This window comes from Actinomadura monticuli (assembly GCF_041463655.1).
GTDB lineage: Bacteria > Actinomycetota > Actinomycetes > Streptosporangiales > Streptosporangiaceae > Spirillospora > Spirillospora monticuli.
On sequence record NZ_JAXCEI010000007.1, the window covers coordinates 257,357 to 274,306 of the forward strand.

20 protein-coding genes are annotated in these 16,950 nt (G+C 72.9%); 13 read left to right on the forward strand and 7 right to left on the reverse strand.

Annotated elements, in window-relative coordinates; translation table 11 throughout:
• Positions 1 to 11: 11 nt before the first annotated feature.
• Positions 12 to 671 carry a TetR/AcrR family transcriptional regulator gene (locus tag SM611_RS18170; protein ID WP_371950799.1) on the reverse strand — a complete coding sequence of 220 codons (660 nt, stop codon included), beginning with the start codon at positions 669 to 671 and terminating at the stop codon, positions 12 to 14.
• Between the two features lie 136 nt (positions 672 to 807).
• On the opposite strand from SM611_RS18170, the gene SM611_RS18175 reads away from it, so the two are divergent.
• The 5 genes from SM611_RS18175 (at position 808) to SM611_RS18195 (ending at position 5,668) form a co-directional block, all read left to right on the forward strand.
• Positions 808 to 2,019 (forward strand): YncE family protein, encoded by a 1,212-nt coding sequence (locus SM611_RS18175; protein ID WP_371950800.1) that lies wholly within the window; start codon positions 808 to 810, stop codon positions 2,017 to 2,019.
• A gap of 211 nt (positions 2,020 to 2,230) precedes the next feature.
• Positions 2,231 to 2,971 carry a PIG-L deacetylase family protein gene (locus SM611_RS18180; RefSeq protein ID WP_371950802.1) on the forward strand — a complete coding sequence of 247 codons (741 nt, stop codon included), beginning with the start codon at positions 2,231 to 2,233 and terminating at the stop codon, positions 2,969 to 2,971.
• Positions 2,968 to 3,684 (forward strand): 4-carboxy-4-hydroxy-2-oxoadipate aldolase/oxaloacetate decarboxylase, encoded by a 717-nt coding sequence (locus SM611_RS18185; RefSeq protein WP_371950803.1) that lies wholly within the window; start codon positions 2,968 to 2,970, stop codon positions 3,682 to 3,684. The genes SM611_RS18180 and SM611_RS18185 overlap by 4 nt, the downstream gene beginning before the upstream one ends.
• A complete protein-coding gene (locus SM611_RS18190; protein WP_371950805.1) occupies positions 3,681 to 4,724 on the forward strand; it encodes a 4-oxalomesaconate tautomerase in 1,044 nt (347 codons plus the stop codon). Before SM611_RS18185 ends, SM611_RS18190 begins: the two co-directional genes overlap by 4 nt.
• Entirely contained in the window at positions 4,721 to 5,668 is a 948-nt protein-coding gene (locus SM611_RS18195) for a catechol 2,3-dioxygenase (protein WP_371950807.1), read from the forward strand. Before SM611_RS18190 ends, SM611_RS18195 begins: the two co-directional genes overlap by 4 nt.
• Here the strand turns inward: SM611_RS18195 and SM611_RS18200 are convergent.
• Positions 5,574 to 6,422: a DUF1932 domain-containing protein gene (locus SM611_RS18200; protein WP_371950808.1), complete on the reverse strand. Its 849-nt coding sequence runs from the start codon at positions 6,420 to 6,422 to the stop codon at positions 5,574 to 5,576. The two genes, SM611_RS18195 and SM611_RS18200, sit on opposite strands and share 95 nt — an antisense overlap.
• Before the next feature lie 80 nt (positions 6,423 to 6,502).
• Here SM611_RS18200 and SM611_RS18205 point away from each other — a divergent pair, with 80 nt between their 5' ends.
• Together SM611_RS18205 and fusA are read left to right on the forward strand one after the other, a co-directional pair.
• Positions 6,503 to 7,135 carry a GntR family transcriptional regulator gene (locus SM611_RS18205; RefSeq protein WP_371950809.1) on the forward strand — a complete coding sequence of 211 codons (633 nt, stop codon included), beginning with the start codon at positions 6,503 to 6,505 and terminating at the stop codon, positions 7,133 to 7,135.
• Between the two features lie 164 nt (positions 7,136 to 7,299).
• A complete protein-coding gene (fusA, locus tag SM611_RS18210; protein WP_371950811.1) occupies positions 7,300 to 9,306 on the forward strand; it encodes an elongation factor G in 2,007 nt (668 codons plus the stop codon).
• Positions 9,307 to 9,344: 38 nt separating this feature from the next.
• On the opposite strand, the gene SM611_RS18215 is transcribed toward fusA, so the two are convergent.
• Positions 9,345 to 9,506: a hypothetical protein gene (locus tag SM611_RS18215; RefSeq protein WP_371951048.1), complete on the reverse strand. Its 162-nt coding sequence runs from the start codon at positions 9,504 to 9,506 to the stop codon at positions 9,345 to 9,347.
• Between SM611_RS18215 and SM611_RS18220 the strand changes: the two genes are divergently transcribed.
• From SM611_RS18220 to bsaP, 3 genes are all read left to right on the forward strand, one after another.
• Positions 9,436 to 9,600, forward strand: coding sequence for a helix-turn-helix domain-containing protein (locus SM611_RS18220; RefSeq protein ID WP_371950813.1), 165 nt, complete (start codon positions 9,436 to 9,438; stop codon positions 9,598 to 9,600). The two genes, SM611_RS18215 and SM611_RS18220, sit on opposite strands and share 71 nt — an antisense overlap.
• A gap of 89 nt (positions 9,601 to 9,689) precedes the next feature.
• Positions 9,690 to 11,030: an acetyl-CoA carboxylase biotin carboxylase subunit gene (locus tag SM611_RS18225; RefSeq protein ID WP_371950815.1), complete on the forward strand. Its 1,341-nt coding sequence runs from the start codon at positions 9,690 to 9,692 to the stop codon at positions 11,028 to 11,030.
• A gap of 9 nt (positions 11,031 to 11,039) precedes the next feature.
• Positions 11,040 to 11,234, forward strand: coding sequence for a biotin synthase auxiliary protein BsaP (gene bsaP / locus SM611_RS18230; protein ID WP_371950817.1), 195 nt, complete (start codon positions 11,040 to 11,042; stop codon positions 11,232 to 11,234).
• 21 nt (positions 11,235 to 11,255) lie between these two features.
• Here the strand turns inward: bsaP and SM611_RS18235 are convergent, their stop codons facing one another.
• Together SM611_RS18235 and SM611_RS18240 are read right to left on the reverse strand one after the other, a co-directional pair.
• Positions 11,256 to 11,516, reverse strand: coding sequence for a Txe/YoeB family addiction module toxin (locus SM611_RS18235; RefSeq protein ID WP_371950819.1), 261 nt, complete (start codon positions 11,514 to 11,516; stop codon positions 11,256 to 11,258).
• Entirely contained in the window at positions 11,513 to 11,764 is a 252-nt protein-coding gene (locus tag SM611_RS18240) for a type II toxin-antitoxin system Phd/YefM family antitoxin (protein ID WP_371950821.1), read from the reverse strand. Before SM611_RS18240 ends, SM611_RS18235 begins: the two co-directional genes overlap by 4 nt.
• A 146-nt stretch (positions 11,765 to 11,910) precedes the next feature.
• On the opposite strand from SM611_RS18240, the gene SM611_RS18245 reads away from it, so the two are divergent.
• The gene (locus SM611_RS18245; protein ID WP_371950823.1) at positions 11,911 to 13,575 is read left to right on the forward strand and encodes a carotenoid oxygenase family protein; all 1,665 of its coding nucleotides are present in this window, start codon (positions 11,911 to 11,913) and stop codon (positions 13,573 to 13,575) included.
• 9 nt (positions 13,576 to 13,584) lie between these two features.
• Here SM611_RS18245 and SM611_RS18250 read toward each other — a convergent pair whose 3' ends face one another.
• On the reverse strand, positions 13,585 to 14,370 hold the full coding sequence (locus SM611_RS18250) for a hypothetical protein (RefSeq protein ID WP_371950825.1): 786 nt from the start codon (positions 14,368 to 14,370) through the stop codon (positions 13,585 to 13,587).
• A gap of 115 nt (positions 14,371 to 14,485) precedes the next feature.
• Here SM611_RS18250 and bioD point away from each other — a divergent pair, with 115 nt between their 5' ends.
• Together bioD and bioB are read left to right on the forward strand one after the other, a co-directional pair.
• Positions 14,486 to 15,217 (forward strand): dethiobiotin synthase, encoded by a 732-nt coding sequence (gene bioD / locus SM611_RS18255; protein ID WP_371950827.1) that lies wholly within the window; start codon positions 14,486 to 14,488, stop codon positions 15,215 to 15,217.
• A complete protein-coding gene (gene bioB / locus SM611_RS18260; RefSeq protein WP_371950829.1) occupies positions 15,214 to 16,209 on the forward strand; it encodes a biotin synthase BioB in 996 nt (331 codons plus the stop codon). Before bioD ends, bioB begins: the two co-directional genes overlap by 4 nt.
• A 4-nt stretch (positions 16,210 to 16,213) precedes the next feature.
• Here bioB and SM611_RS18265 read toward each other — a convergent pair whose 3' ends face one another.
• Positions 16,214 to 16,942, reverse strand: a complete 729-nt coding sequence (locus SM611_RS18265) for a GntR family transcriptional regulator (RefSeq protein ID WP_371951037.1) — start codon at positions 16,940 to 16,942, stop codon at positions 16,214 to 16,216.
• Between the last annotated feature and the right edge of the window lie 8 nt (positions 16,943 to 16,950).

Sequence of the window (16,950 nt, forward strand, 5' to 3'; positions counted from 1 at the left end):
GCCCCGCCGGATCAGAGGCCGGACGGGAGGTCGGGGGTGTGGAGGCGGCCGAGGAGCATGAGGACCAGTTCCTCGATGACCTGGTCGAGGGTGGCGTCGACCCAGCCGGCGCTCCAGTCGTGGAGGAGGCCGTTGATGCTGCCGATGAAGGCGGTCGCGGCGATGCGGTAGTCGCGGTCGGCGATCTCGCCGCGGTCGGCGGCGGCGGCCGCCTCGGCGCACAGGAAGTCGACCCAGCGGGCGCGGCGGGTCAGGCGCTGCCGGTCCATCCGCGGGCTGACGCCGACGATCTCGACGAAGGCGATGCGGATGCGGGCCCGGTCGGCGGTGATGCTGGCGGCGTACGCGCGGAAGAGGCGGGCGGTGCGTTCGGCGAGGCCGAGGCCCTCGACGGACGGGAGGGCGGTGACGACGTCGCGTTCGGCGGCGTCGTTGACCTCCAGGTGGAGCTCGGCGAGGAGGTCCTCCAGGGTGCGGAACTCCTCGTAGAACTGGCGGGTGGACAGGCCGGCGGCCTCGCTGAGCGCGGCGACCGTGGTGGCCCGGTAGCCGGGGCCGCGGCCGAACATCTCCAGCCCGGCGTCCAGGAACCTGCGGCGGCGCTCGGCGCGCCGCTCGGCCGCGGATCTGCCCCCGTACCTGCCGGTCGGTGTCGCGCGCCTGCCTGTCACCTCGCTCCTTTCGCCGGCTTGGACGGCATTTTCCCCGCATCTGGGTCTTGTGTCGCACATCCGGCTGAATTACTGTCCAGTAGCCAAAGTTCGACCACAGGCGTTTTCAGACTGATACCCCCCGCTGGAGCACCCGATGCCTTCTCTGAGTCTGCGAAAACGAACCGCGCTGCTCGGCTGCGCCGTCCTGGCGGCGACCGCGGTCTCCGGCGCCCTGCCCGCGAACGCCGGCGCTGCGGAGCTGCGGGACGTCATGGCCGTCGGCAACGGCCAGGGCGGCACCGTCAGCTTCATCGACACCGCCACCTACCGGAATCTCGGCTCCCTCAACGTCGTCCCCGACCTGCAGGAACGCCTGGACGGGATGAACCTCGTGGAGCGCGTCGGCTACGAGGCCGTCAACGCCGCGCAGGGCTACCGCAAGCTCGTCGACGACATGGCCGTCTCCCCGGACGGCCGGACGATCTACATCTCGCGGGGCGCGCTGTCGGACGCCGTCGCGTTCGACATCGCGTCGAAGAAGATGCTGTGGCGGCGCAAGACCGAGGGCTTCAAGGCCGACCACGCGGCCCTGTCGGCGGACGGCAGGCAGTTCATCGTCTCGGCCACCACCGCGAGCAAGGCCGAGGTCATCGACACCGCGAACGGGAACCTGCAGACGAGCTTCGCCACCGGCACCTATCCGCACGCCAACGACTACTCGCCCGACGGGACGATCCTCTACAACTCCAGCATCGGCATCACCTCGCTGCCGAAGCTGCTGAACGGGCTCAAGGGGTCGCGGGCCGTCACGGCCGTCGACGCGAAGACGTTCAAGCCCCTGCGCACCTACGACTTCGAGTACGGGATCCGCCCGGCGGTGTTCACCCGCGACAACAAGACGATGTACGCGCAGCTGTCCTACCTCAACGGGTTCGTCGAGTACGACCTGGCCGCCGGGAAGATCACCCGGACGGTGCAGATGCCGTTCAGCGACAAGGCGGCCGGGATGAAGCCGGACGACTACCCGCAGAACTCCGCGCACCACGGCATGGCGATGAACGCCGACGAGTCCAAGCTGTGCGTGGCGGGGACGATCGACGACTACGTGTCCATCGTCTCCCGGCCCGGCCTGACCACCGACGGGACCGTCACCTACGCCACCGACGCCCTCCCGTACTGGACGCAGACGAGCCCGAACGGCCGCGACTGCTTCGTCTCGCTCGCCGAGGACGACCAGATCTCCGTGGTCGACTACCGGACGGCCAAGGAGGTCGCCCGCATCGACGTCGGCCGCTTCCCGCAGCGGGAGCGCGCCGCCAAGCTCACCCCCGAGGCCATCGCGTCCCTGGACCCGGCCAAGGGCTGACCCTCGCGGGCCCGTCCGCGGGCCCGCTCGGAGACAGGCCGCCGCGCGCCCCGCCGCCACCCACATCCCGGCGGGCCGCGCGGCGGCCCCATGCTTGGGAGCGCCTCCGCGCCGGGAGCGTCCGCGAGCCGCCGGGAACGCCGGTACCGCCGGGCCGGCTTGTCCGCAGAATTGTTGACAATTTGGGTTACAAGGCGGAGAGTACGTGACCATGAGTACTTCCGCCTCCCCCAACCCCCTGCTCGTCGTCAGCGCCCACGCCGGCGACTTCGTCTGGCGCGCCGCCGGCGCGATCGCCCTGGCGACCTCGCGCGGCGACCGCGCGAAGGTGGTCTGCCTGAGCTACGGCGAGCGCGGCGAGTCCGCCCGCGCCTGGCGCGAGGGCAAGCGGCTGGACGAGATCAAGAAGCTGCGGCGGGGCGAGGCCGAGGCCGCCGCCGCCGAGCTGGGCGCCGAGATCGAGTTCCTGGACGCCGGCGACTACCCGCTCGCCGAGTCGCCGGAGCTGGTCGACCGGCTCGTCCGGATCTACCGGGACTTCGAGCCCGCCGTCGTCCTCACCCACACCCTCGCCGACCCCTACAACGGCGACCACCCGGCGGCGGCGCGGATGGCGCTGCAGGCGCGCGTCCTCGCGCAGGCCATCGGCTACGACGCGCCCGGCGAGCCGCTCGGGGCGCCGCCGGTGTTCTTCTTCGAGCCGCACCAGCCGGAGCAGTGCGACTTCCGGCCGGACGTGCTGCTCGACATCACCCCGGTGTTCGAGAGGAAGCGGGCGGCGATGGAGTGCCTGCCCGCGCAGGTCCACATGTGGGACTACTACACCGACCTCGCCAAGCGGCGCGGCGTCCAGTTGAAGCGCAACGCGGGCCCGAACCTGGGGCTGCCGCACGACACCCGCGCCGAGGCGTTCGTCCGGCTGTACCCGCAGACCACCACGGAGCTGGCATGAGGACCGTCGTCGTCACGAACCCGCCGCGCGCCGACGCCGCCGCGGTGGACTCCCTCGCCGGATACGGGGTCGCCACCGTCCACGAGGCCATGGGGCGCACCGGGTACCTCGGCCCGTCCCTGCGGCCGGTGCACCTGGGCGCCTCCATCGCCGGGACGGCGGTGACCGTCCTCTCGTGGCCGGGCGACAACCTGATGATCCATGTCGCGGTCGAGCAGTGCCGGCCCGGCGACGTGCTGGTGGTCACCACCACCTCGCCGTCCACCGACGGCATGTTCGGCGAGCTGTTCGCGACCGCGCTCCAGTACCGCGGCGTGCGCGGGCTCGTCATCGACGCCGGGGTGCGGGACGTCGCGGAGCTGCACGCGATGGGCTTCCCGGTGTGGTCGTCGGCCGTCAGCGCGCAGGGCACGGTCAAGGCCACGCCGGGCGCGGTGAACGTGCCGGTGACGATCGGCGGGCAGGTCGTCCGGCCAGGCGACGTGATCCTCGCCGACGACGACGGGGTGGTGCGCGTCGAGCGGGAGTCCGCCGCCGAGGCGGTGCGGGCGGCGCGGGCCCGCGAGGAGAAGGAGGCCGCGACCCGCGCCGCGTTCCAGGCGGGCGAGCTCGGCCTCGACCGGTACGGCCTCCGCGGCCGGCTCGCCGGGATGGGCATCGAGTACGTCGACTACGCCCAGTACGCGGGCCGGACGGGGGACTCGGGGACATGACCGGTGTGCGCTGCATGCTGATGCGGGGCGGGACGTCCAAGGGCGCCTACTTCCTGGCCGGGGACCTGCCGTCCGACCCGTCCGAGCGCGCTGACCTGCTGCTGCGGATCATGGGCACACCCGACCCGCGGCAGATCGACGGGATCGGCGGCGCGCACCCGCTGACCAGCAAGGTCGCGGTCGTGTCGCCGTCCGCCGACGGCGCCGCCGACGTCGACTACCTGTTCCTGCAGCTCGGCGTGGAGGAGCCGACCGTCTCCGACCGGCAGAACTGCGGGAACCTGCTCGCCGGGATCGGGCCGTTCGCGGTCGAGCGCGGGCTCGTGCCGGCGGGCCGGGCGGAGACGAGCGTCCGCATCCGGATGGTCAATTCCGGCAGCGTCGCCACCGCGACGTTCCCGACGCCGGGCGGCGCCGTCGACTACGACGGGGCGACCGCCATCTCCGGCGTCCCCGGCACGGCCGCGCGGATCGACCTCGACTTCGCCGGGACGGAGGGATCGTCCACCGGGGCGCTCCTCCCGACCGGCCGCCCCCGCGACGTGATCGACGGCGTCCAGGTCACCTGCGTCGACAACGGCATGCCGGTCGTGGTCGCCGCCGCGTCCGACTTCGGCGCCACCGGGTACGAGACCGACCTGTCCCACCTGCGGGACCGGATCCAGTCGCTGCGGCTGCGGGCCGGCGAGCTGATGGGGCTCGGCGACGTCTCCGCCTCCTCGGTGCCGAAGACGACCCTCGTCGCACCGCCCCGCGACGGCGGGATGATCTGCACCCGCACGTTCATCCCGCTGCGCATGCACACCTCGATCGGCGTCCTCGGCGCGGTCAGCGTCGCGACCGCGCTGCTGATCGACGGCGCGGCCGGGCACGACCTCGCCGAGTTCCCGCCGCCGGGCACGCCCATGAGCATCGAGCATCCGACCGGCCGGCTGGACGTGGTGGTGGAGCTGGACGGCACGGCCGTCCGGCGGTCCAGCATCGTCCGGACGGCGCGCAGACTCTTCGACGGAACCGTCTTCCCCCGGAGCCAGCCATGACCATCAAGCACGAGATCGCGCACGTCGGCCACGTCGAGCTGCTGACACCCGAACCCGAGAAGAGCCTGCGGTTCTTCACCCGCGTCATGGGCCTCACCGAGGTCGGCGCGGAGGGCGACTCGGTGTACCTGCGGACGTGGGACGACTACGAGCACCACACCCTCAAGCTGACCGCGCACGGCACGTCCGGCATCCGGCGGACCGGGCTGCGCGCGTCCTCGCGGGAGGCCCTCGACCGGCGGGTCAGGGCGATCGAGGACGCCGGGCTCGGCATCGGCTGGCGGGACGGCGACCCGGGCATCGGCCCGACCTACGTGTTCCGCGACCCCGACGGGCACGAGCTGGAGGTCTACTGGGAGTCGGAGTGGTACGAGGCGCCGCCCGAGCTGGCGCCGTCGCTGAAGAACCAGGCGCAGGCGTACCCGGCGATGGGCGTGTGCGTCCGCCGCCTGGACCACGTCAACTTCCTCGCCGCCGAGGTCGAGCCGAGCACCGAGTTCCTGGTGGACGTCCTCGGCGCGCACCCTACCGAGCAGATCCGGCTGGACGACGGCACCATCGGCGGGCGCTGGACGACCTTCACCAACAAGTCCTACGACCTCGTCTACACGCGCGACTGGACGCGCAGCAACGGCCGCCTGCACCACATCGCGTTCGCCACCGACACCCGCGAGGACATCCTCCGCGCCGCCGACATCTTCCTCGACCACGGCGTCTTCATCGAGACCGGGCCGCACAAGCACGCCATCCAGCAGACGTTCTTCCTGTACGTCTACGAGCCGGGCGGCAACCGGATCGAGCTGTGCAACCCGTGCGCCCGCCTCATCCTGGCGCCCGACTGGAAGACGATCACCTGGACGGAGGCGGAGCGGGCGAAGGGCCAGGCGTGGGGGCTGAAGACGATCGAGTCGTTCCACACCCATGGCACCCCGCCGGTCGGCTAGCCAGGCGCCTCAGCAGATCGCGGCTCGCGGCGGCCATCGGGTTCGGGACGTCCAGCTCGTCCAGCATGGCGGCCGCCGCCTCCATCTCGGCGGCGCGGCGGACGGCGTGCCGGTAGGTGCCGCCGACGAGCCGGTCCACGGTGTGCTCGCCGGCCGCGACCAGCTCCTCGACGATGTTCGCGCGGAGCCAGTCCTCGCAGCCGGCGGCCCGCGCGGCTTCGAGGGCCTCGACGACCGCCCCGGCGAGGCCCTTGAAGAACACGCTGCGCAGCAGCTTGCGCTCCGCGGCGAGGCCGGCCGCGCCGTCCATGACCTGGACCTCGGCGCCGAGCGGGCCGAGGACGCCGGCGACGCGGCGGGCGCCGCCGCCGCTGACCAGCAGCGGCGTGCGCAGCCCGCGCCCCGGCACCGGCGCCATGATCGCCACGTCGGCGAACCGGACGCCGCGCTCCCGGGCGACGGCGTCGAGTTCGCGCTTCAGACCCGGCGACGCGGTGTTCATGTCGGCCCAGACGGCGCCGTCGCCGACGGCCCCCGCCCCTGCGCCGAGTGCCGCGGCGGCGTCGTGCGCGCTGTTGACGCTCAGCACGAGGTCGGCCCCGGCCGCGGCCTCGGCCTCGCTCCGGCAGGCGACCATGCCGTCCGGCGCGGGAACGGCCGGATCGTAGCCGCGGACCTCGGCGCCCGCCGCGACGAGGTCGCCCGCGATCGCGCCGCCCGCCTCGCCCAGTCCCAGCACCGCGACGACCGGCATGCCGTTCCCCTCCCTGACGTGACGTCCCGCTACCGCTACCCTAGATCAGCGACAAAAATGGCGACAATCCGGGAGTGCCGGTGAGCGACGTGGTGAGCGGGATCCGCGAGGCGATCCTGAGCGGCGAGTTCGTCCCGAACCAGCGGCTGATCGAGGCGGACCTCTCCGAGCGGTTCGACGCGAGCCGCGCCGGCGTCCGCGCCGCCCTCGCCGAGCTCGCCAACGAGGGGCTCATCGAGCGCGTGCAGAACCGCGGCGCCCGCGTCCGCGCCGTCTCCCTCACCGAGGCCGTCGAGATCTCCGAGGTCCGGATGGTGATCGAGGGGCTGTGCGCGGCCAAGGCCGCCGCCCGCGCCACCGGGGCCGACGCCGCCGAGCTGCGGGAGATCGGCGCCGAGATGCGGGCCGCCGTCGCGTCCGGCGACGTGCTCGGCTACTCCCGGCTGAACGAGCGCCTGCACGGCCGGATCCGCGAGATCAGCGGGCAGCGGACGGCGTCCGACGTCCTCGAACGGCTGCGCGCGCAGAACGTCCGGCACCAGTTCAGGCTCGCCATGCACCCGGGGCGCCCGCAGACCTCCCTGCCGCAGCACCTGGACATCATCGAGGCGATCGCCGCCGGCGACCCGGACGCCGCCGAGCGCGCCGCCCGCGCCCACCTGCGCAGCGTGATCGAGACCCTCCCGGACGTCGACCGCGGCCGCACCTCCTGAGGCGCCCGAAACCCCTGAGGCGCCCGAAGACCCTGAGGCGCCCGAAGACCCTGAGTGCCGAAAACCCTTCGCGCCCGGCCGGTCCCGGCGGTTAGCGTCGCTGGTGCCGCATATGGACGATCTTGTCCGGCGGCGGACGTCATCGAGCGAGAAGGAGGATCCCGATGACCGCCACAGCCCTTGCCCTCGCCACCGTCCGCAACATCGGGATCATGGCGCACATCGACGCCGGCAAGACGACGACCGCCGAGCGGATCCTGTTCTTCACCGGCGTCTCGCACCGGATCGGCGAGGTCCACGACGGCGCCGCCGCGCTCGACTACATGAAACAGGAGCGCGACCGGGGCATCACGATCACGTCCGCCGCGACGACCTGCCACTGGGACGGCCACACCGTCAACCTCATCGACACGCCCGGCCACGTCGACTTCACCATCGAGGTCGAGCGGTGCCTGCGCGTGCTGGACGGGGCCGTGGCCGTGTTCGACGGCGTCGCGGGCGTCGAGCCGCAGTCGGAGACGGTGTGGCGGCAGGCCGACCGGTACGGCGTGCCGCGGGTCTGCTTCGTCAACAAGCTCGACCGGCCGGGCGCCGACTACCACCGGTCCGTGGACATGATCCGCGATCGGCTCGGCACCGTGCCGCTGGTCGTGCAGCTGCCGATCGGCTCCGAGGCCGGGTTCGAGGGCGTCGTCGATCTCGTCTCCATGCGCGCCCACGTCTGGACGGACGGGCGGCACACCGTCGTGGACGTCCCGTCCGGCCTGGCCGAGGACGCCCGCCGGTGGCGGCGCACGCTCGTCGAGACGGTCGCCGACCAGGACGAGGAGGTCATGCGGCTCTACCTGAACGGTGTGCGGCCGTCCGCGGAGCAGCTCCACGCGGCGATCCGGAGGCTGACGGTCGCGTCGGCCGCGACGCCGGTGCTGTGCGGCAGCGCGTTCAAGAACAAGGGCGTCCAGCCCCTGCTGGACGCGGTCGTGCGGTACCTGCCGTCGCCGCTGGACGTGCGGAAGGTCTCGGACGACGCGCCGCTGGCCGCGCTCGCGTTCAAGGTCATGAGCGACCGGCACCTGGGCCGGTTCACGTTCGTCCGGATCTACTCGGGGCGCCTGGTGCAGGGCGCCACGGTGCTGAACGGCGTCAAGGGGCGGAAGGAGCGGATCGGCAAGATCTACCGCGTCCACGCGGACAAGCGGGTGGAGATCGGGGCGGCGGGCGCGGGCGACATCGTCGCCGTCATGGGCCTGAAGCAGACCACCACCGGCGAAACGCTGTGCGACCCCGCGCACCCGGTCGTCCTGGAGTCCATGGACTTCCCTGCCCCGGTCATCGAGGTCGCGATCGAGGCCAGGGCCAGGGGCGACGTGGAGAAGCTGGGCGCGGCCGTCCACCGGCTCGCGGAGGAGGACCCGTCCATCCAGGTCCGCGACGAGAACGGGCAGACCGTCATCGGCGGCATGGGCGAACTCCACCTGGAGGTCCTCGTCGCACGCCTGAAGGAGGAGTTCCATGTCGAGGCCAACGTGGGCCGTCCCCGCGTCGCCTACCGCGAGACCGTCCGGCGGGCGGTCGAGCGGGTCGACCTGACGCACCGCAAGCAGACGGGCGGCAAGGGCCAGTACGCGAAGGTGCAGATCACCCTCGAACCCATCGCGGACGGGTACGAGTTCGTCAACCGGGTCACCGGCGGGCGGATCCCGAAGGAGTTCGTCCCGTCGGTGGACGCGGGCTGCCAGGAGGCGATGCGGGCCGGCGTCCTCGCCGGGCACGAGATGACGGGCGTGCGGGTCACGCTGCTCGACGGCGACTTCCATCCCGTCGACTCGTCCGAGCTCGCCTTCACGATCGCCGGTTCGCTGGCGTTCAAGGAGGCGGTCCGGCGCGCGTCCCCGGTGCTGCTCGAACCGGTGATGGCCGTCGAGGTCACCACCCCCGAGGAGTACCTGGGCGCCGTCATCGGCGACCTCAACGGCCGCCGCGGCCGGGTCGAGGGGACGGGTGAGCGCGCCGGCGCGCGGATCGTCCGGGCCCGCGTCCCGCTGGCGGAGATGTTCGGCTACGTCGGGGACCTGCGCGGGATGACGTCGGGCCGCGGCGTCTTCACCATGCGGTTCGCCGCGTACGCCGAGGTGCCGCCGGCGGCGGCCAGGAAGATCATCGGCAGCTGAGGCCGGAGCCGGGGCCGCACGGAGCCGTGCGGCCCCGGTCAGCTCCAGATCGTCACGTAGACCGGCGGGCGGAAGCGGGACGGCGGGACGCCGGAGCCCGGCGAGCGCATGATGTGCAGCGCCTCGGCGGTGCCGAGGAAGCGGCGGAACGCGCCCGCCGAGCGCTTCCGCGCCCGCGGCCTCCTTGGCGAGTCCCTCACCCCCGAGGGCGAGGCGTTCCGCCGAGGCATCGAGGACCGCACCGACGAACTGGCCCTCCCCGCCCCGTTGACCTGCGGCGTGTTGTTGTTATGAGCCGCACATAACAACAACACGCCGCAAGTCAACGATCCGCACTAGTCTCGGGACGTCCCGTCCTGTCGGTTGGCTAGGGAGAGTCCGCAGTGTTCGAGTCCGTGCTCGTGGCCAACCGCGGGGAGATCGCCGGACGGATCCTGCACACCGCCCGCGCGATGGGCCTGAAGGCCATCGCCGTGTACTCCGACGCCGATGCCGACCTGCCGTTCGTCGCCGAGGCGGACGAGGCCGTCCTCATCGGCCCCGCCGACCCGGCCCGCAGCTACCTGAACACCGCCGCGATCCTGGAGGCCGCGCACCGCACCAACGCGCGGGCGATCCACCCCGGCGACGGCGTCCTCGCCGAGAGCGCCCCGTTCGCCCGCCAGGTCGCCGAGCGCGACATGGTGTGGGTCGGGCCGCCGCCGCTCGCCGTCGCCCGGATGGGCGACAAGATCAACGCGCGGAACCTGATGAAGGAGGCGGGCGTCCCCGTCGGGCGCGGCGTGTGGGAGCCGGTCCGGGACGCGCGCACCGCGGCGGAGGAGGCCGCGCGCATCGGCTACCCCGTCATGGTGAAGCCCGCCGCGGGGGACGGCGGCGTCGGCCTCGCCGTCGCGCACGACGGACCGTCCCTCCGCGCCGCCTACGAGACGGCCCGCGCCGCCGCCGAGCGCGTCTTCGGGCACGGCGAGGTGCTCCTGGAGCGGTACGTGCCGGGCGCCCGGCACATCGAGGTGCAGATCCTCGGCCTCGCGGACGGCACCGTCGTCCCGTTCGGCGAGCGCGACTGCTCCGTCCAGCGCCGGTACCAGAAGATCGTCGAGGAGTCCCCGTCGCCGGGCGCCGGCCCCGCCCTCCGCGAGCGCATGCTGGCCGCGGCCGTCCGCGCGGGCGAGACCGTCGGCTACCGGGGCGTCGCCAGCATCGAGTTCCTGGTCGACCCCGCCGCGCAGGACTTCTCCTTCCTGGAGATGAGCACCCGCCTGCCGTCCGGGCACGTCGTCACCGAGATGACCACGGGCATCGACCTGGTCGAGCAGCAGTTCCGCGTCGCCGCGGGCGAGCCCGTCTCGTTCGCGGACGCGACGCCGCACGGCCACGCGATCGCGTTCCGCGTCCACGCCGAGGACCCGCGCGAGTTCCTGCCCGGCTCCGGCGAGATCAAGGTGTGGGAGGAGCCCGTCGGCGACGGCATCCGCATCGACGCCGGCTACGCCGAGGGCAACATCGTCACCCCCACCTACCATCCGCTGCTCGCCAAGCTGTGCGTGCACGGCGACGACCGCGCGCACGCGCTCGCCCGCGCCCGCGCCGCCGTGGACGCGTTCCACATCGAGGGCCCGCCGACCAACCTGCCCTTCCTCCGCGAACTGCTCGACCGCCCCGAGTTCGCCGACGGGAGCTACGACACCGGCACCGTCACCCGCATGCGCGCGCCGTCGTAGGGTGGGCGCGTGTACTGCGACCGCTGCGGCGAACCCGCCGCCGAGGGCGATCCCGCCGGCGACCACGCCGGCTGCCGTGCCGCCCGCGAGATGGAACCTCCCCGCTATTGCGCGCACTGCCGCCGCCGCATGGTCGTCCAGGTGACCCCGCTCGGCTGGACGGCCCGCTGCGCCGAGCACGGCGCCCTCCAGAGCGCGCCCTAGCGCCGGGTTCCGCCGCGGAACTCACCGTCCGTAGCGGTACCGGCAGGCGGCGATGCGGATCTCACTCTCCGCCAACTTGTAGACGAGGCGATGCTCATCGGTGATGCGGCGCGACCAGTAGCCGTGGAACCCGTGCTTGAGCGGTTCGGGCTTGCCGATGCCGTCATTGCCGTTGCGCTGGACGTCCTTGATCAGCGTGTCGATCCGCTTGAGCACCTTACGATCTTCGGTCTGCCACCAGACGTAGTCGTCCCACGCGCTCTCGTCCCAGACGAGTTTCATTCGGCCAGGGAGTGCTCGGCGCCGCCGCCGTGCTCCAGGCGGTCGATGGAGGCCAGCAGACGGCGGGCGTTCTCCGGGCTTCTGAGCAGGTAGGCCGTCTCCTTGAGCGACTCGTAGTCATCGAGCGCGACTATGACCACCGGGTCGTGACCGGCGCGAGTGATGATCACTTCCTCGCGGTCGTCGACGACCGCGTTGAGCGTCTCCGCGTACTTCGCGCGGGACTCCGAGTACGACATCGTCCTCATGTCACTCCCCCTTCGTGCGACGTACAGGAAATTGTACGTCATGCCCGGGACGAGGTGCAGCCCGAGCATGGACCGCGGAGCCGGTCTTGACGGTGCTGCGTGGCGGGCTGTTGATTGGCGGGAAGTCAATAGCTCCTGGAGGGCTCATGCCGGTTCCCCGCTCCATCCTCGGCACGCAGGACAGCACCGACATGGACCTGGAGGTCATCGCCGGCACGTGGCCGGACGACGTGCGCGGCCACTACGTCGTGAGCACCTCCGACCAGCGGACCCGCCCGCGGCACGCGTTCTTCGGCGACGGGATCATCGCGCGGATGCCGCTGCGCCCCGGCCCGGACGGCCGGTTCCCCTGGCGCGCCCGCGTGATCGACACCCCGTCCGTCCGGCTGCGCGGCAAGCGGCCCGACCTGTTCACCGCCGGGCCGGTCGGCACCGACTCGCCCTGGGGGTTCGTCAACGCCGCCAACACCGCGCCGCTGCCGTGGGGCGACCGCCTCTTCGCCACCTGGGACGCCGGGCGCCCCGTCGAGGTCGACCCCGTCACGCTGGAGTTCGTCGCCGAGGTCGGGCACCGCGACGACTGGCGGCCCGCCATGGACCACGCCGTCCTGCCGCTGGTCTCCACCACCGCGCATCCGGTGGTCGACCCCGAGCGGGGCTGCCTGTGGAGCGTCAGCCGGGACGTGCTGACCGGCACCGTGTCGGTCGTCCGCTACGACGGGACCGGCACCCGCGTCCAGCGCTGGGAGGTCGAGGACGCGGCGCTGCCGCAGGCCACGCACACCATCACCCAGACCCGCGACTGGCTCGTGCTCGCCGACACCGCCTTCAAGATCGAGGTCGAGGAGATCTTCGGCGGGGACCGCACCGCGCCCAACAACCCGGACGGGCCCGTCCTGCTGGTCCGCAAGGACGACCTGGTCCCCGGGCGCGGCACCGTCGGCTGCACGCGGTTCCGCCTCGCGCCCGAGGTCAACCACTTCTACGCCCGCTACGACGACTCCGACGGCGTCCAGGTCGTCATGGAGCACGGCGAGGGCGTCGACATCGGAATGTACCTGCGCGAGGACGACGTCGACGTCCACGGCCGCCCGGTCGACCCGGCGCTGCGCGGCATGTACTGCCACGGCATGGCGCCCGCGCTCACGACCGTCCTGCGGTTCGACCCGGAGACCGGCCGCATCACCGAGCGCGCCCGCGCCCGCGACGCCGAGCGCTGGTGGCAGGCCGAGCTGTCGGCCATCGACTGGAGCATCGAGGGGCAGACCGCCCCGACCCGGCACCACCTCGTCTACCTCGGCTTCCACCCGGAGGCGATCAACCGGCGCGCCATGCGCAACTACGCGGGCCGGATCGACCCGTCCCTGTTCCCGGCCGAGGAGACCCCGGCCGTCCTGGTGAGCCATGACCGGGAGGACCTCAAGGCCCTGTCGGAGTGGGCGTTCGCCCTGGACGACTACCCGACGTCGCCGTCCTTCGTCCCGCGCGGGCGCGGCGGCAGCCGGTACGCGGGCGCGGAGCCCGGCGGCCACGACGGCTACCTGGTCGTGGCGGTCCACAACGACGACCGGTTCCGCGTCGAGCTGTTCGACGCCGCCGACGTCGGGCGGGGACCCGTCGCCGTCCTGGCCCCGCCGAACGGCACGACGGTGCCGTTCCTGATCCACTCGGCCTGGATGCCCGAGGCCGTCCCCGCACCGGACGTGGAGCGCCTCCGCTTCGCCGACGACCTCGACGCGCGCCTGGACCAGCTGGAGCCCGACCTGGCCGCGACGGCCCGCGAGGTCGCCGCCGAACTGGACGACCGCTGACCCGGTCCCTCAGCCGAGGTCCTTGCAGGACGATTCGCCGGGCAGCAGGGGCCGCAAGCGGACGGAGTAGGTCTTCCCCCCGCTGCGCCACGCGGTGCCCGGCTCGGCGGCGGGGACCTTCCCGGACGGGGCGAGAGTGCAGATGCCTCCGGCCACCCGGTCCCCGTCGCCCAGCGGCTCCAGCGGCCACTTCTCGGCGGCGCCGGTGACGGCCGACTCGCCCGCGAGGACCGCCGTCGTCCCCGGCTCGTACGGCCGGGGCCGCGCCGACTGGTCGGACGCGGCCCAGCCGGCCGGGTCGAGCCTCGTCAGGAAGCGGGCCTCCGGCCCGGCCTGCGACTCCGGCTGGATGACGCGGGTCGTCGCGCCGCCCAGGGTGACCACGGTGATGATCGCGTCGGCGATCCGGTCGGAGCCGACCGTGTGCGAGCGGCCGAGGCCGGCCGCGCGCGCCTCGTCCAGGAGCCGCCGCAGGGCGTCCGGTTTGAGGCGGTACTCGGTCAGCCCGTCCCGGGACGCCGCTATGGCCCGTCCTGTGGAGTAGAGGGAGAACTCGGGGACGGTTCCGGGGCCGCCGAGGCCGGCGATGCCTCCGGTCCGCCGCCACCGCAGGACGAGCGTCTCCTGGGCGGGGGTGTCCTTGGCGGGGGACGACGTCGTGGACGCGGAGGGCGCGGGGGACGCCGGCGGCCCGGCCTCGTTCGGGTCGTCGCCGCAGGCGGTCAGCGCACAGGCGGCGAGTGCCGTGCAGGCGAGAGCCGGCGCCCAGCGGGAACGTGCGTACGGTCCGGCCATGGAGGTTGGACGCTCCGCCCCGGCCCCGCGTTCCGCCCGTGACAAAAAAGGCCCTCCGAAGACTGTGGGATCCGGCGCGCGACCGCCCTCGGGGCCCGCGCTAGGGTGCCGCCTTGTGAGTGTGCTCGTGATTACCGGAACCGGTACGGGCGTGGGCAAGACGGTCGTCACCGCGGCGCTGGCCGCGGTCGCCGCCGCCCGCGGTGCGTCGGTCGCCGCCGTGAAGCCCGGCCAGACCGGCGCCCGCGGCGGGGAGCCCGGCGACCTGGACGAGGTGCGCCGCCTCGCCGGCCTCGACGACGTGCACGAGTTCGCGCGCTTCCCCGACCCGCTGTCGCCGGCCGCCGCCGCCCGCGCCGCGGGGCTGCCGCCCGTCCGGCTCCCGGACGTGGCCGAGCGCGTCCGGGACCTCGCCGCCGGCCACCGGCTGGTGCTCGTCGAGGGCGCGGGCGGGCTCCTCGTCCGCTACGACGACGAGGGCACCACGATCGCCGACCTGGCGCGCTGGCTCGGCGCCGCCGTCGTCGTCGTGACCACCCCCGGCCTCGGCACGCTCAACCACACCGCGCTCACGCTGGAGGCGATGGCGCACCGCGGCGTGCAGCTCGCCGGCGTGGTGATCGGCGCATGGCCGGACGACCCCGACCTCGCCATGCGCAGCAACATCCGCGACCTGGAGACCATCGCGGCTCGACCGCTGGCCGGTGTACTGCCCGCGGGGGCCGGCGCCCTGGACCCGGCGGAGTTCCTGCTGGCCGCGCACCGCGGCCTGGCCCCCTCGTTCGGCGGCGGCTTCGACGCCGCCGCCTTCCGCGACAGGCACGGCACCGACAAGGAGAACACGTGACGGACATCCTCGAAACCGCCCGCCGCCAGGTGCTGGACGAGGGCAGGGGCCTGACCAGGGAGCAGGTCCTCGACGTCCTGAACCTGCCCGACGACCGGCTGGAGGACCTTCTCGCGCTCGCCCACGACGTCCGGATGCGCTGGTGCGGGCCGGAGGTCGAGGTCGAGGGCATCGTGTCGCTGAAGACCGGCGGCTGCCCCGAGGACTGCCACTTCTGCTCCCAGTCCGGCAAGTTCGAGTCGCCGGTCCGGTCGGTGTGGCTGAACATCCCCGAGCTGGTCGAGGCCGCGAAGGAGACCGCGAAGACCGGCGCCACCGAGTTCTGCATCGTCGCCGCCGTCCGCGGCCCCGACGAGCGCCTCATGTCGCAGGTCCGCGACGGGGTGAAGGCCATCAACGACGCCGTCGAGATCAACATCGCGTGCTCGCTCGGCATGCTCACCCAGGAGCAGGTGGACGAGCTGGCCGCGATGGGCGTCCACCGTTACAACCACAACCTGGAGACGGCCCGCTCCCACTTCCCGAACGTGGTCACCACCCACTCGTGGGAGGAGCGCTGGGACACCCTCCGCATGGTGAAGGACGCCGGCATGGAGGTGTGCTGCGGCGGCATCGTCGGCATGGGCGAGAGCGTCGAGCAGCGCGCCGAGTTCGCCGCCCAGCTCGCCGACCTCGAACCCGACGAGGTCCCGCTGAACTTCCTCACCCCCCGGCCCGGCACCCCGTTCTCGGACTTCCCGCTGGTGGAGGGCGCCGAGGCGCTGAAGACGATCGCCGCGTTCCGGCTGGCCCTGCCCCGCACCATCCTCCGCTACGCCGGCGGGCGCGAGCTCACGCTCGGCGACCTCGGCACCCGCGAGGGCATGCTCGGCGGCATCAACGCCATCATCGTCGGCAACTACCTGACCACCCTGGGCCGTCCCGCCCAGAAGGACCTGGACCTGCTGACCGACCTGCAGATGCCCATCAAGGCCCTCAGCCGGACCCTGTGACGGCCTACCGGCTCAGCCGGGTGATGAACTTGTAGCGGTCGCCCCGGTAGAGGGACTGGGCCCATTCGACGGGCTGGCCCGTCGTGTCGAAGGCGTGGCGGGAGAGGAGGAGCATCGGGAGGCCGACGTCCACGCCCAGGAGCTGCGCGTCGTGCGGGGTGGCGAGGACGGTCTCGATCGTCTCCTCCGCCTCGGTCAGGTGGACGTCGTAGGCGGTGGCCAGCGTCTCGTAGAGGGAGTGGTGGCGCGACAGCTCGCGGCGCAGGCCCGGAAACCGGCGGGCCGGGAGGTGCGAGGTGTCGATCGACATGGACTCGCCGTCGGCCAGCCGGAGCCGGTGGACGCGCAGCACCCGCCCGCCCGGCCGGATGCAGAGGAGCGACGCGAGGCTCTCGTCCGCGCTGACGTAGCCGGCCTCCAGGATGCGGGTTTCCGGGCGCAGCCCGTGGTGCCGCATGTCCTCGGTGTAGCTGACGAGCTGGAGCTCCTGCGCGACCTTCGGCTTCGCGACGAAGGTGCCCTTGCCCTGGATGCGCTGGAGGCGCCCCTCGACGACGAGTTCGGCGAGGGCCTGCCGGACGGTGGTGCGGGACGTCTCGTACTTCTCGGCGAGGGTCCGCTCGGGCGGCAGCGGACTGCCCGCCGGAAGCGACTGGATCAGCTCCACCAGCAGCTCTTTGAGCTTGTAGTACTTGGGGATCCGGGGCGCCTGGTTCGGGTGGCGCTTACCGATGCCGGCGA

Bases quoted from the DNA above. Each gene is read 5' to 3' on its own strand.
- SM611_RS18250 (WP_371950825.1), bottom strand. From the start codon at position 14,370: ATGGCCGGACCGTACGCACGTTCCCGCTGGGCGCCGGCTCTCGCCTGC.
- fusA (WP_371950811.1), top strand. From the start codon at position 7,300: ATGACCGCCACAGCCCTTGCCCTCGCCACCGTCCGCAACATCGGGATC.
- SM611_RS18190 (WP_371950805.1), top strand. From the start codon at position 3,681: ATGACCGGTGTGCGCTGCATGCTGATGCGGGGCGGGACGTCCAAGGGC.
- SM611_RS18185 (WP_371950803.1), top strand. From the start codon at position 2,968: ATGAGGACCGTCGTCGTCACGAACCCGCCGCGCGCCGACGCCGCCGCG.
- SM611_RS18180 (WP_371950802.1), top strand. From the start codon at position 2,231: ATGAGTACTTCCGCCTCCCCCAACCCCCTGCTCGTCGTCAGCGCCCAC.
- SM611_RS18175 (WP_371950800.1), top strand. From the start codon at position 808: ATGCCTTCTCTGAGTCTGCGAAAACGAACCGCGCTGCTCGGCTGCGCC.
- SM611_RS18245 (WP_371950823.1), top strand. From the start codon at position 11,911: ATGCCGGTTCCCCGCTCCATCCTCGGCACGCAGGACAGCACCGACATG.
- SM611_RS18200 (WP_371950808.1), bottom strand. From the start codon at position 6,422: ATGCCGGTCGTCGCGGTGCTGGGACTGGGCGAGGCGGGCGGCGCGATC.
- SM611_RS18240 (WP_371950821.1), bottom strand. From the start codon at position 11,764: ATGAGGACGATGTCGTACTCGGAGTCCCGCGCGAAGTACGCGGAGACG.
- SM611_RS18195 (WP_371950807.1), top strand. From the start codon at position 4,721: ATGACCATCAAGCACGAGATCGCGCACGTCGGCCACGTCGAGCTGCTG.
- SM611_RS18235 (WP_371950819.1), bottom strand. From the start codon at position 11,516: ATGAAACTCGTCTGGGACGAGAGCGCGTGGGACGACTACGTCTGGTGG.